The organism is Faecalimonas sp. LCP19S3_D12, from assembly GCF_052121495.1.
GTDB lineage: Bacteria > Bacillota > Clostridia > Lachnospirales > Lachnospiraceae > Faecalimonas.
The window spans coordinates 1-13,744 of record NZ_JBQKED010000033.1; the positions used below are offsets into that span (position 1 = coordinate 1).

Annotated in this window: 13 protein-coding genes; 10 read left to right on the plus strand and 3 right to left on the minus strand. The window is 40.9% G+C overall.

The window, feature by feature from the left end; genetic code table 11:
- Positions 1-219: 219 nt before the first annotated feature.
- From ACTQXY_RS10650 to ACTQXY_RS10660, 3 genes are read right to left on the minus strand one after another with little or no spacing between them, the layout of a single operon-like run.
- Positions 220-732, minus strand: a complete 513-nt coding sequence (locus tag ACTQXY_RS10650) for a DUF4364 family protein (RefSeq protein ID WP_441659431.1) — start codon at positions 730-732, stop codon at positions 220-222.
- Between the two features lie 12 nt (positions 733-744).
- Positions 745-1,677, minus strand: a complete 933-nt coding sequence (locus ACTQXY_RS10655) for a tRNA modification radical SAM protein MnmL/YtqA (protein ID WP_441659432.1) — start codon at positions 1,675-1,677, stop codon at positions 745-747.
- Complete coding sequence (locus ACTQXY_RS10660; protein WP_441659433.1) at positions 1,677-2,825, minus strand: malic enzyme-like NAD(P)-binding protein; 1,149 nt, start codon at positions 2,823-2,825, stop codon at positions 1,677-1,679. The genes ACTQXY_RS10655 and ACTQXY_RS10660 overlap by 1 nt, the downstream gene beginning before the upstream one ends.
- Positions 2,826-3,026: 201 nt before the next feature.
- On the opposite strand from ACTQXY_RS10660, the gene rho reads away from it, so the two are divergent.
- The 10 genes from rho (at position 3,027) to ACTQXY_RS10710 (ending at position 13,743) form a co-directional block, all read left to right on the plus strand.
- On the plus strand, positions 3,027-4,352 hold the full coding sequence (gene rho / locus ACTQXY_RS10665; RefSeq protein ID WP_441659434.1) for a transcription termination factor Rho: 1,326 nt from the start codon (positions 3,027-3,029) through the stop codon (positions 4,350-4,352).
- 149 nt (positions 4,353-4,501) lie between these two features.
- Positions 4,502-4,705 carry a 50S ribosomal protein L31 gene (gene rpmE, locus ACTQXY_RS10670; protein ID WP_441659435.1) on the plus strand — a complete coding sequence of 68 codons (204 nt, stop codon included), beginning with the start codon at positions 4,502-4,504 and terminating at the stop codon, positions 4,703-4,705.
- Between the two features lie 71 nt (positions 4,706-4,776).
- Positions 4,777-5,709, plus strand: a complete 933-nt coding sequence (locus ACTQXY_RS10675) for a DUF1385 domain-containing protein (RefSeq protein ID WP_441659436.1) — start codon at positions 4,777-4,779, stop codon at positions 5,707-5,709.
- Positions 5,706-6,569: a peptide chain release factor N(5)-glutamine methyltransferase gene (prmC, locus tag ACTQXY_RS10680; RefSeq protein ID WP_441659437.1), complete on the plus strand. Its 864-nt coding sequence runs from the start codon at positions 5,706-5,708 to the stop codon at positions 6,567-6,569. The genes ACTQXY_RS10675 and prmC overlap by 4 nt, the downstream gene beginning before the upstream one ends.
- Positions 6,570-6,624: 55 nt before the next feature.
- Positions 6,625-7,695: a peptide chain release factor 1 gene (prfA, locus tag ACTQXY_RS10685; protein ID WP_022251184.1), complete on the plus strand. Its 1,071-nt coding sequence runs from the start codon at positions 6,625-6,627 to the stop codon at positions 7,693-7,695.
- Positions 7,696-7,861: 166 nt separating this feature from the next.
- The gene (locus ACTQXY_RS10690) at positions 7,862-9,598 is read left to right on the plus strand and encodes an ABC transporter transmembrane domain-containing protein (RefSeq protein ID WP_441659438.1); all 1,737 of its coding nucleotides are present in this window, start codon (positions 7,862-7,864) and stop codon (positions 9,596-9,598) included.
- A 103-nt stretch (positions 9,599-9,701) separates the two neighbouring features.
- Positions 9,702-10,607, plus strand: coding sequence for a DUF2156 domain-containing protein (locus ACTQXY_RS10695; protein WP_441659439.1), 906 nt, complete (start codon positions 9,702-9,704; stop codon positions 10,605-10,607).
- A 14-nt stretch (positions 10,608-10,621) separates the two neighbouring features.
- The gene (locus tag ACTQXY_RS10700; RefSeq protein WP_441659440.1) at positions 10,622-11,809 is read left to right on the plus strand and encodes a pyridoxal phosphate-dependent aminotransferase; all 1,188 of its coding nucleotides are present in this window, start codon (positions 10,622-10,624) and stop codon (positions 11,807-11,809) included.
- 15 nt (positions 11,810-11,824) lie between these two features.
- Positions 11,825-12,901: a histidinol-phosphate transaminase gene (gene hisC, locus ACTQXY_RS10705; RefSeq protein ID WP_441659441.1), complete on the plus strand. Its 1,077-nt coding sequence runs from the start codon at positions 11,825-11,827 to the stop codon at positions 12,899-12,901.
- On the plus strand, positions 12,895-13,743 hold the full coding sequence (locus ACTQXY_RS10710) for an undecaprenyl phosphate translocase family protein (RefSeq protein WP_441659442.1): 849 nt from the start codon (positions 12,895-12,897) through the stop codon (positions 13,741-13,743). Before hisC ends, ACTQXY_RS10710 begins: the two co-directional genes overlap by 7 nt.
- The last annotated feature ends 1 nt before the right edge of the window (position 13,744 follow it).

Consider the following 13,744-nt stretch of genomic DNA (forward strand, 5'->3'; position numbering starts at 1 on the left):
AACGACACTCTGTTTGTCATGCAGTTTTCAAGGTTCAACTATATCTGAAATGCATTTTTGCAATTCATTTAAAAACCTTTCATTTTAGACTTGACTTTTAATAGTTAGTCTCTTGTATTAATGTATTATTGGTTTAATACAATAATATTCTTAAAAGTTTTATTTGTCAAGAGAAAAATAAAAAAGAATGTGCATGGGCACATTCTTAAGCGTAATGTTTTATAAAAGATGCTGCATAATGAGCGCATAGACTTCCTGATGATTTTTATTCCAGTTATTAGTGACAGCAACCGCTTCTTCTTCAGTAGGGACAGTGAGAGTCAAATCAATGAGCGGTGAAGCGTTTTCAATAATCTGGCATCTTACAGAAAATTCATGGCTCATATTTTTATAATAGTCTGCTTTGACAGATACTTCATCTTTGAGTTCATATCGTTTTTCTTCGATAAAGGCATCGACATCTTCACGGATAGCGGAAGAGATGTTTGTCTTGAAATATTGTATGGTCTCAAGTCCTTCCTCTGTGAGATGATAAAGCGTGCGATTGTGAACAAATTCTTCGCGGATCAGATTGGACTCTACCATTTCGGAGAGTGCCTGTTGTAGAGTGAAGTAGGTAGTGTAACCCTTATCGAGAATAAATTCCGAAATTTGTCCGTTGGTAAGCGGAAAATCCAATTTTTCCAACATATATAAAACAATCAATTTATAAAGTGTAAATGGTTCTGACATAACTGCTCCTTTCTAAGCACGAGAAAGATAATCTTTCCCCTGCCAAATATCAGTATCCTTAAAATATTTTTGAATACTGTTCAGCACAAGACGTTTGTTTGCAGTCCATTTGGGTGCGATCAATAAATTCTTTGGACCGTCTCCGGTGAGCCGGTGGACTACAATATCAGGACGAAGGTGGGAAATCAGAACCCCAAGTAATTCCAGATATTCCTCCAAAGAAGGAAGCCAAAGTGGAGACTGCTCATAGTATTCTGCAAGGTCTGTATGTTTTAAAATGTGCAACAGTTGTAATTTTATGCCTTGAATCGGAAGTCTATTAAGATAAGAAATCGTATCAAGCATCATCTGTTTAGTCTCATTGGGGAGACATAAGATGGTATGAACGATGACAGGAATTCCGATATGATGCAACTGAGTGACTGCCCGCTCAAACATAGAAAGAGGATATCCTCGTCGGATAAACTCGGCGCTTTTTTCGTGTATTGTCTGTAGTCCAAGCTCAATCCAGACCGGTTTGATCTGATTCAGACGATTCAACAAATCTAAAATATCGTCCGACAGGCAGTCCGGTCTTGTTGCAATGGACAGGACTTTTACATCCGGTTCTTGAAGTGCCTCCATAAAAATCTGTTCCAAGTAGGAGACGGGGGCATAGGTATTCGTATATGCCTGAAAATAGGCAATATAGGAAGAGCCGGTGTGTTTGCGCTGGACAAGGCTTTTTCCGTCTGAAATTTGTTCTTTAATAGAGACGTTCCGATCACCGGCAAAGTCTCCGGAACCTCCGGCGCTGCAAAAAATACAGCCAGTGTTTCCGAGTGTTCCATCCCGATTCGGGCAAGTCATACCTCCGTCCAGTGCAATTTTATAAAGCTTTTCCTGAAAGGTCTGTTTGACATAATAGTCAAGCGAATAATATCGCTTGTCACCCCAGCGCTCCATTAGATCAAAGCCTTTACTGCAGCACTTACTGCATCTGCAACGCGTGGATCAAACGCTTCCGGAAGAATATTGGTATCGCTTAAATCTTCCTCAGCTACAAGTCCGGCGATGGCATGAGCAGCTGCAAGTTTCATCTCTTCTGTAATCTGTGTGGCGCGTCCTTCTAAGGCGCCGCGGAAGATTCCAGGAAAAGCAACGACATTGTTTACCTGATTTGGAAAATCAGAGCGCCCTGTTCCGACAACCTTTGCACCAGCTTTTTTTGCAAGGTCAGGCATGATCTCAGGGACAGGATTTGCCATGGCAAAAAGGATGGCATCCTTATTCATGGAAGCAACCATATCTTCCGTCACGATGTTTGGCGCGGAGACACCGATGAAAATATCTGCGCCACAGAGAGCATCGGCAAGTGTTCCTTCTTTTTCTTCCAAATTGGTTACTTCGGTCATGTATTTTTGCATGTAGTTTAAATTCGGCGAATTTTTGGAAAGAATTCCATTGATATCGCACATAGTAATGTGAGAAAAGCCATAAGTCAAAAGTAGTTTTGTGATGGCAATTCCAGCGGAACCAGCACCGTTTACGACTACTTTGCATGAGTCTTTTTGCTTTCCTGTCACTTTTAATGCGTTGATAATTCCGGCGAGCACTACAATGGCAGTTCCGTGCTGGTCGTCGTGAAATACCGGAATATCCAATAATTCTTTTAACCGTTCTTCAATTTCAAAACAACGTGGAGCAGAAATATCTTCCAAATTGATTCCTCCAAATGCAGGGGAAATATTTACGATAGTTTTGATGATCTCTTCTGTATCCTGTGTGTCAAGACAGATTGGAACTGCATTGACCTGACCGAACTCTTTGAAAAGAACTGCTTTTCCTTCCATGACAGGAAGCGCTGCATATGCCCCAATATTTCCGAGACCGAGAACTGCACTTCCGTCAGAGATAACGGCTACAGTATTAGCTTTCATAGTATATTTATAGACTGCCTCTTGTTCTTTTGCGATGACTTTACATGGCTCGGCAACGCCAGGGGTATATGCGATTGCAAGATCCTCTCTGGAGTTTACATGCGCCTTAGCGGTTGTCTCTAGTTTACCGTGCCACTGTTCGTGCATCTGTAAGGCTTTCTCGTTTGTTGTCATTTTTCCACACCCTTTTATTACATTTTAGTTTTTGTTTCGTACATTATCATACCATTGTGCGGAACTCAAATCAACTGAGATGAAAAAAATACTTTATCTTCTGAGAAAAGTAGTGTATAATAAAAACCAGAAAATTCAATGTAGTCAATTCAGACAGTGAAATCCCACAGTATGGTATTTGAATAGAGAAAGGATGTAAGTATGAGAGAAAAGTATGAATCTCTGTCACTAGCAGCATTAAGAGATATAGCAAAAGCGAGAAAATTAAAAGGTGTCAGCACTATGAAAAAATCAGAGCTGATAGAATTGATGCTGGAACAGGACGAAAAAGATAAAGTAAAAGAAGTAAAAGAGGAAATCAAGAATGAAAAGGCCGGTGTGGCAGACATTGAGCAGCTTGACAGCGGCATGGCAGCACATGGAATTATAGAGGTGCTCCCGGATGGATATGGGTTTATTCGAAGTGACAATTACCTGCCCGGGGAGAATGATGTATATGTTTCTCCGTCTCAAATCCGCAGATTTGGGTTGAAGACTGGAGATATCATCTCTGGAAATACAAGAATCAAGACACAGGCGGAAAAATTCAGCGCCCTTTTGTATCTTACAAAGATTAATGGAGCTTCTCCGAGTGAGGCGACAAAAAGAGCGAATTTTGAAGACATGACACCGATTTTCCCGAATGAAAGACTGCGTCTTGAAAATGGACAGAGCAGTACGGCGATGAGAATTGTAGATTTGTTATCGCCAATCGGAAAAGGACAACGTGGTATGATTGTGTCTCCGCCGAAAGCGGGTAAGACAACGTTGTTAAAGCAGGTGGCACAGTCTGTTTTGAAAAATAATCCGGAGATGCATCTGCTGATTCTTCTGATTGACGAGCGTCCGGAAGAAGTAACAGACATCAAAGAAGCAATCACAGGGGAGAATGTAGAAGTGATCTATTCTACATTTGATGAGCTGCCGGAACATCACAGACGCGTATCAGAGATGGTGATCGAGCGTGCAAAACGTCTGGTAGAGCATAAAAAAGATGTCATGATTTTGTTGGATAGTATTACAAGGCTTGCAAGGGCATATAATCTTACTGTTCCGCCAAGTGGAAGAACATTGTCGGGAGGTCTTGATCCGGCTGCACTTCACATGCCAAAACGAATTTTTGGTGCGGCTAGAAATATGAGAGAAGGCGGAAGCCTTACCATTCTTGCTACAGCGCTTGTGGATACCGGAAGTAAGATGGATGATGTCATCTATGAAGAATTTAAAGGAACCGGTAACATGGAACTTGTATTAGATCGTAAATTGCAGGAAAAACGAGTATTCCCTGCGATTGATATTCCAAAATCAGGAACAAGACGTGAGGATCTTCTGCTGTCTTCGGAGGAGCAGGAGGCAGTTTATGCAATGCGAAAAGCGTTGAATGGAATGAAGCCGGATGAAGCAGTGGACAACATTTTGAACATGTTTGCACGTACAAAGAACAACGAAGAATTTGTTCAAATGGTAAAAAAGAGTAAGTTTTTATAAAAAAATTATAGAAAAACTTGCAAAGAACCGGCATCTATGGTACAATGACAAAGCTGTTTAGAAAGTAGAAATCATCGCGGGCATCGTTTGAGATGTACTTGACAGACGATGGCCTACGCACAAATAAAATTATTAAAGAGGTGAAAATCATGAGAGAAGGAATACATCCAGAATACCATCAAGCAACAGTAACATGTAACTGTGGGAACACATTTGTAACAGGATCTACAAAAGAAGGTATCCACGTAGAAATTTGTTCAAAATGTCATCCATTCTACACAGGACAACAAAAAGCTGCTCAGGCTCGTGGTCGTGTTGATAAGTTTAACAAAAAATACGGAATTCAGGAATAATAGAATCCAAATGAACGGGTTGAGGTCAATGCATCTCAACCCTTTTGTTTCTTTATGGAAAGGTAGGAATTATGAAATCATCAAACATAGGCGGTCAGGCTGTGCTCGAAGGGATTATGATGAAAAACGGCAAGGACTATGCGGTTGCAGTGCGAAAGCCTGACAAAGAGATTGAAGTCAAAAAAGACGAATATAGAAGTTTTATAAAGTGGGAAAGACTCACTAAGATTCCGTTTATCAGAGGAATTTTTAATTTTGTAGATTCCATGGTATTAGGTATGAAGACGCTTACTTATTCAGCCAGCTTTTATGAAGAGGAGGAGACGTCACGTGTCTTGACGGAGGAAGAAGCAAAGAAACAGGAGAAAAAGGAAAATGTGCTTATGGGAATTACCGTGGCAGTTTCGATTGTGCTGGCGATGGGAATTTTTATGGTGCTGCCATATTTTATTTCCGGTTTGTTTGACAAAGTTATTTCTTCCAGATTTATAAAGTCTGTCATAGAAGGTCTGATCAGAATTGCTATTTTTATCGGCTATATCTTGCTCATTTCTCGGATGAAGGATATACAGAGGGTTTTTATGTACCACGGTGCAGAGCATAAATGTATCAATTGCATTGAGCACGGATTAGAGCTGAATGTGGAGAATGTAAGAAAAAGTTCGAAGCAGCACAAACGTTGTGGAACAAGTTTTCTGTTTTTTGTGTTGTTTGTCAGTATCATTGTCTGTTTTTTTATTACCGTAGAATCTCCGGTGCTAAGAGTTGTGCTCCGTATTGCGCTGATTCCGCTGATTGCAGGAATTTCTTATGAGATGATTCGTTTGGCGGGAAACAGCGACAATCCAGTCGTAGAGATTTTGAGTAAACCGGGACTGGCGCTTCAGAATCTGACGACAAAAGAGCCGGAAGATGATATGATCGAAGTGGCAATCAAGGCAGTGGAGGAAGTGTTTGACTGGAAAGAATATCTGAGAGAAAATTTTGGAGCGGATGTAAGATGACATTGAAAGAAGCGTATGAATATGGTCAGGAGCGATTAAACGCAGCTGGGATTGAAGAATATTCTATTGATGCATGGTATTTGCTTGAATTTGTCACAGGACTTGACAGAACTGCATATTTTTTGAAGTCGGATGAGAAGATCACGGATGAGCAGGGCTCTTTATATAAAGCCTATCTGGAACAGAGGGCACAGCATATTCCACTTCAGCATATCACAGGTGTTCAGGAATTTATGGGATTGGAATTTGCGTTAAATGAACATGTCCTTGTTCCAAGGCAAGACACGGAGACATTAGTGGAATGTGTGCTGTCTTATGTTCAGCCACAGATGAAAGTGCTGGATATGTGTACCGGTTCCGGCTGCATCTTGATCAGTCTGATGAAGCTAGGAAAGATCGCACAGGGAGTGGGAGCAGATATTTCAGACGAAGCTCTGAAGACAGCAAAAAAAAATGCCGAGAAAAATCAGGTGGAACCACTGTTGATAAAAAGCGATTTATTTGAAAATATTGTGGATAAGTATGATGTGATTGTGTCAAATCCACCGTATATCAGAACAGCGGTGATTGAAGAATTAAAAGAAGAGGTGAGATGCCACGATCCGATTCTTGCTCTTGATGGAAAAGAGGATGGACTTTATTTTTATAGAAAATTGATAGAACAAAGTCCGATGTATCTGAAAAAAGGTGGAATGTTGTATTTTGAGATTGGATATGATCAGGGGCAGGATGTAAAATGTCTGATGGAAAAAGCTGGATTTGAAGATGTGACGGTGAAAAAGGACCTCGCAGGACTTGACCGGGTTGTCTTTGGCGTGTACAATATTGCAGAAGGTGAACACATAGAAAAAGGTATATAGTATAGAAGAAAATGTTGCCCGCCATGCGGGCGGATGAGAATATGGAGGAATGGACATGTTTGATAAATTAGATGATTTGCTTATTCGTTTTGAAGAGCTTATGAGTGAGCTGCAGGAACCGGATGTGGCAAACGATCAGAATCGTTTCAGAAAATTGATGAAAGAGCAGTCAGATCTTGCTCCGATTGTAGAAGCATACAATGAATATAAGAGTGCGAAACAGGCAATCACAGACAGTGAAGAGATGTTGGAGATGGAGTCTGACGAAGAGATGCGTGAGCTTGCAAAAGAGGAGCTTTCTTCTTCTAAAAAGCGTGTGGAAGAGCTGGAGCATGAATTGAAGATTTTACTTCTTCCAAAAGACCCGAACGATGATAAGAACATTATGGTCGAGATCCGCGCGGGTGCAGGTGGAGATGAATCCGCATTGTTTGCGGCAGAAGTGTACCGTATGTATGTACATTATGCAGAGAGCAAGCATTGGAAGACAGAGATGATTTCATTTAGTGAAAATGGGATCGGAGGATTCAAAGAAGTTGTATTTATGGTAAGTGGTCAAGGTGTATATTCACGAATGAAATATGAAAGTGGTGTACATCGTGTGCAGCGTGTTCCGGAGACAGAATCCGGCGGACGTATCCACACTTCTACAATCACTGTGGCAGTCATGCCGGAGGCGGAAGAAGTGGATGTTGTCATTGATGAAAAAGATATCCGTATCGACGTTATGCGTGCGTCCGGAAATGGTGGACAGTGTGTCAATACAACTGACTCAGCGGTTCGCCTGACTCACTACCCGACAGGAATTGTAATTTACAGCCAGACAGAAAAATCACAGTTACAGAACAAGGAAAAAGCGTTCCGTTTACTTCGTTCGAAACTGTATGAGTTAGAGCTGGAAAAGCAGCAGTCAGCAGAGGCGGAAGCAAGAAGAAGCCAGATTGGTACAGGAGATCGTTCTGAAAAGATCAGAACATACAACTTCCCACAGGGACGTGTGACAGAACACCGTATCAAATTGACGTTGTATAAGATTGATAACATTATGAATGGAGATCTGGACGAGATCATCGATAGCCTGATTGCGGCAGACCAGGCGGCGAAACTGGCGAATATGAATGAATAGATTATAAAAAGAAATAGAAATTGGCTTAAGAATGTAAGAAGAGCCGATTTCTATTTTTTTGATTGATATTTTTGTTCTGCCTCGTAGAATTCATTTATATCGGGCAGGATTGCACTTTTTTTCTTCCTATAGTATGATATTTGAGAAGAAGGAGGAGAAACATCTGATGAGAGAAAAATTAAAAAAATTATTTTCATATTATAAACCGTATCGGGTTTTGTTTTACAGTGATATGTTTTTTGCGATTTTGGGAGCAGTTATCACGTTAGTGATTCCGCTGATCGTGCGCTATATCACGAATGAGGTGGTTTATTTTAATCACCATAAAGCGATGCAGACAATTCTCGTATTAGGTGCGGTGATGATCGGACTCGTTATCGTTGAGTTTGGCTGCAATTATTTTATTGCATATTATGGGCATATTATGGGGGCTTATATGGAAGCAGATATGCGCAGTGACATCTTTGGGCATTATCAGAAACTGACATTTGCTTTTTATGACAATCAGAAGGTTGGGGCATTATTGTCGCGTATTACGAGTGATTTGTTTGATATTACGGAGCTTTTGCATCATGGGCCGGAGGATGTGGTCATCTCGATCATAAAACTAGTCGGTGCCTTTGTGATTTTGATCAATATCAATGCACCGCTTACAATTGTTGCATTTGTGTTCGTGCCGGTGATGGCTCTGTTTGCATGGTACTATAATCGAAAGATGAAACGTGCATTTAAGCGCAACCGCGAGAAAATCGCGGATATCAACAGCCAGATTGAGGACAGTCTTTCCGGTATCCGTGTGGTAAAGTCGTTTGCAAACGAAGAGATTGAGATGAAGAAATTCAATCAGGGAAATAAAAATTTTGTGAATGCAAAAAAAGTAAGCTACCGGTATATGGCAGGATATAATTCTGGGTTAAGTGCATTGACAACACTTGTGACTGTTGCAGTACTTTTGGCAGGGGTAAGCTTTTTGACATCGGGTGCGATCATCGTGACAGATTTGGTTACATTTTTGCTGTATATCAATAATTTTGTAGAACCTGTAAAAAAACTGATGAACTTTACAGAGATGTTCCAAAATGGATATTCTGGATTTGAACGATTTCAGGAAATTATGGCAATTGCACCGGATATCAAAGATGAAAAGGATGCAATAGCTGTAGATCATCTAAAGGGAGATATTACATTTGAAAACGTTTCTTTCTACTATGAAGAAAGCACAGAGAAAGTATTAAATAACATTCAGTTAAAAGTAGATGCTGGGGATTATATGGCATTAGTTGGTCCGTCAGGAGTCGGCAAGACAACACTTTGCAGTTTGATACCGAGATTTTATGATGTGTCTGAGGGAAGCATTCAGATTGATGGAATGGATATCAGGCATATAAAATTGGCGGATTTGCGAAACAATATCGGAATTGTACAGCAGGATGTGTATCTGTTTGCAGGAACGATCATGGACAATATCCGCTATGGCAATCCAAATGCGACAGACGAGGAAGTCATTCGTGCGGCAAAGCGGGCAAATGCACATGAATTTATCATGAGTTTTCCGGAAGAATATGATACCGATATCGGACAGCGCGGAGTGAAATTGTCAGGAGGGCAGAAACAGAGACTTTCGATTGCCCGTGTGTTCTTGAAGAATCCACCGATTCTTATTTTTGATGAGGCGACATCGGCGCTTGACAATGAGAGTGAACAGGTAGTACAAAAGTCGTTAGAAGAACTTGCAAAAGACCGGACGACGTTTGTGATTGCACACCGTCTGTCAACAATTCGCAATGCAAAGCGGATTCTTGTGCTGACAGAAAATGGAATTGAAGAAGAAGGAACACATGAAGAATTGATGTCAAAGAAAGGTGTATATGAATCACTTTACCAAATGCAGTTCCGTTCTTAGTATATAAAAGAAATGTAAATTTTTTCAAGTCCGACTAAAAAAGTGGGAAAAATATGGTATACTTTTAAAGTATGAAAAAATAGCAAAGGAGAAGGGTAATTTTATGGAAGAAATTCAGTTTAAACGACCGGAAATAGAAGACCGCGAACTTATAGAGTCCTATTTTCGGAAATATCCGAGCCGCAGCTGTGAGAGAACATTTGTCAATGTATTTTTATGGTCAAGACACTATAAAGTGACATTTGCAGAGATAGAACATACGATTGTATTCAAATCAGAGGATCACGGTCTGGCGTTTGCTTATCCGGTAGGAGCCGCGGAAGATGTGAAACGGGTGCTTGAATTTTTGATGGAATATAGTGCAAAAAAAGAGGCGCCATTTGTATTATATAATGTAACGGAGGATAACTTCAGACAACTAGAGGAGTGGTATCCGGGACAGTACCAGATTGAGTACAACAGAGATATTGCTGATTATGTGTATGAATCGGAAAAACTTGCGACATTGTCCGGCAAAAAACTTCATGCGAAACGAAATCATATCAATAAATTTAAGTCGACATTTGATGACTGGTGTTATGAGCCGATCACAAAGGAGAATGTAGAAGAATGTTTCCAGATGGCGTTGAGGTGGAGAAATGAAAGCGGATGCGAGGAAGATGTGGAAAAGAATGCAGAGATGTGCGTGACACTTAATTCGCTGCGTTTGTTTGAAGAACTGGAATTGAAAGGAGGACTTCTTCGGGTAAATGGAGAGATTGTGGCATTTACCATGGGAGAGCCGATCAGTGAAGATACATTTGTGGTTCATATCGAGAAGGCATTTGCAGATGTGCAGGGAGCGTATCCAATGATCAATCAGCAATTTGTAGAACATGAATGTATGAATTACAAATATGTGAATCGTGAGGAAGATACAGGGGCTGAGGGACTTCGCAAGGCGAAATTATCTTATCGTCCGGTATTTCTTGTAGAAAAAGGTGTTGTTACAAAAAAATCAGAATCATAAAGGAGAACGGTACGATGATAGCAGAAAAGATGAAAAATATGGTGGCAAGCAGCTCCGCAATCCGTGCGATGTTCGAGGAGGGGAATCGTCTGGCGCAAATTTATGGAGCGGAGAATGTGTTTGATTTTAGTCTTGGGAACCCGAATGTCCCGGCTCCGGAGTCTGTAAAGCAGGCAATGATTGACATTTTGAATGAAGAAGATCCGGTGGCGCTTCACGGCTATACGAACAGCAATGCAGGCTATGCAGATGTGAGACAGGCAGTGGCAGAGTCATTAAATGAGCGGTTTGAGACAGTATTTTCAGGGAATAACATTGTCATGACAGTCGGAGCTGCAGGTGGACTTAATGTGGCGCTGAAGATTTTGCTGAATCCGGGAGACGAAGTGATTGCGTTTGCACCATATTTTGGAGAATACAGAAGTTACACAGCAAATTTTGATGGTATGCTTGTTGAGGTTTCTCCTAATACAGAAAATTTCCAGCCGAAACTTGATGAGTTTGAGCAGAAGATTACGGCAAAGACGAAGGCGGTTATCGTAAATACACCGAATAATCCGACCGGAGTTGTGTATTCAGAAGAGACGATTCAAAAGCTGGCTGCTATCATGGAAGCAAAACAAAAAGAATTTGGAACAGATATCTATCTGATTTCGGATGAACCGTATCGTGAACTGGCATATGATGGTGTGGAAGTGCCGTATCTGACAAAATACTATAACAATACAATCGTCGGTTATTCTTATAGCAAATCTCTTTCGCTGCCTGGCGAACGAATTGGATATCTTGTGATTCCGGATGAAGTGGCAGACAGTGAAGACTTGATTTCGGCAGCGAGTGTGGCGACACGTATTTTAGGGTTTGTCAACGCACCGACTTTGCAGCAGAAGGTCGTAAAAAGATGTTTGGATGAAAAGACAGATATTTCTTACTATGACAGAAACAGGGAGACACTTTACAACGGTTTGTCAGAGCTTGGATTTGAATGCATTAAACCGGAAGGAGCTTTTTATCTGTTTGTGAAATCACCGGTGGCAGATGAGAAGGTGTTCTGTCAGGTGGCGAAAAAATATAATATACTGATCGTTCCGGGAAGTTCTTTTGCATGTCCTGGATATGTGCGTATCGCATATTGCGTATCGTATGAGACAATTGTAAATTCCCTGCCGAAATTTAAAGAACTTGCAAAAGAGTACTTTTAAAGGAAGGATAAAAAGATGAGAGTATTTGAAAACAATATCAGAAAAGTAGAGCCGTATATTCCGGGAGAACAGCCACAGGGAAATGTGATCAAATTGAATACAAATGAAAATCCGTATCCACCGGCGCCGGGAGTGCGCACGGCGCTTCAGAATGTAGATACAGACCTTATGCGCCGTTATCCGGATCCAACGGCAGGAGAACTCGTACATACATTGGCGGGATATTATGGTGTGAAGGATGAACAGGTTTTTGTGGGGGTTGGCTCGGATGATGTGCTGGCGATGTGTTTTCTCACATTTTTCAATTCCCAAAAACCAATTTTGTTTCCGGATATCACCTATTCTTTTTACAAAGTGTGGGCAGAGCTTTACCGGATTCCATATGAGTGTCCACAGGTTGATTCACAGTTCCGTATTGTAAAAGAAGATTACTATAAAGAAAATGGCGGTGTTATTTTCCCGAATCCGAATGCTCCGACTTCAATCTATGAAGAGCTGGATTTTGTGGAGGATATTCTGCAGCACAATCAGGATGTGATCGTGATTGTGGATGAGGCGTATATTGATTTTGCAGGGAAATCGGCGATGGAGCTGATTGACCGATATGACAATCTGATTGTCGTGCAGACATTTTCGAAAGCTCGTTCTATGGCAGGAATGCGTATTGGTTATGCCATTAGCAATCCGACGTTGATCAAATATCTCAATGATGCGAAATATTCTTTCAATTCTTATACGATGAATCAGACGTCGTTGGTCTGTGGTGTGGAGGCGGTGAAAGATAGAACATACTTTGAAGAGCAGACAGCAAAGATTATAGAGACCAGAGAATGGTCCAAAAAGCAACTTTCTGCGCTTGGATTTGTATTTCCAGATTCCAGAGCTAACTTTATCTTTGCAAAGCATCCTGAATTCGACGCAAAAGAATTGTTTGAAGCCTTGAAAAAAGAGAATATCTATGTTAGATTTTTAGGAGGTTCCAGAATCAAAGATTACTTAAGGATTTCGATTGGAACAAGACAAGAGATGGAAATGTTGATTTCATTTCTGAAAACATACATAGAAGAGCATAAGGAGATTAGAACATGTTAAAGCAAGTATTACAGGGAATGGTAGTGGGGATTGCTAACATTATTCCTGGTGTGAGCGGCGGCACGATGATGGTTGCCATGGGGCTTTATGACCGGTTGATTCATGCCATTACACATCTGAAAAAAGAATTCAAGGAAAGCATGAAACTTTTAATCCCAATTTTCATCGGAGCGGGAATTGCGATTGTCGCATTGTCAAGATTGTTTGAGTTCCTGCTGGAGACATATCCGATTCCGACGAATTTTGCGTTTTGTGGTCTGATTGCAGGAAGTCTTCCATTTATCTTTAAAAAAGTGAAAGGACATGCGGTGACAGTCGGAAAGATTATTCCATTTTTGATATTCTTTGGCATCGTAATCTTGATGGCAGTGATGGGAGAGACCAGTGGGAATGCAGCAGATGTAAGTTTCAATGTGATTAATGTAGTGAAGCTGTTTGGAGTCGGAGTCATTGCAGCAGCGACGATGGTAGTACCGGGAGTCAGTGGTTCCATGATGCTGATGCTGCTTGGATATTATGATACGATTTTGAAAGCAATTAATAATTTTATTGATGCACTTATGGCATTTGACATGAATGGACTTTTAACAGGTGTCGGTATTCTTGCGCCGTTTGGAATTGGTGTTGTAATAGGGATTTTCCTGATTGCGAAAATCATTGAGTTTATTTTCTCGAAGGCAGAGATTCATGCATACTATGCGATTATTAGTCTGATTCTTGCATCTCCAATTGCAATTCTGTTAAAGACAGACTGGAGCGGTGTTTCTGTCATTACAATCGTGATAAGTGTAGTTACATTTGCGGCAGGATGGTTTGCGGCAAGTAAGCTTGGTGGTGAGTAAG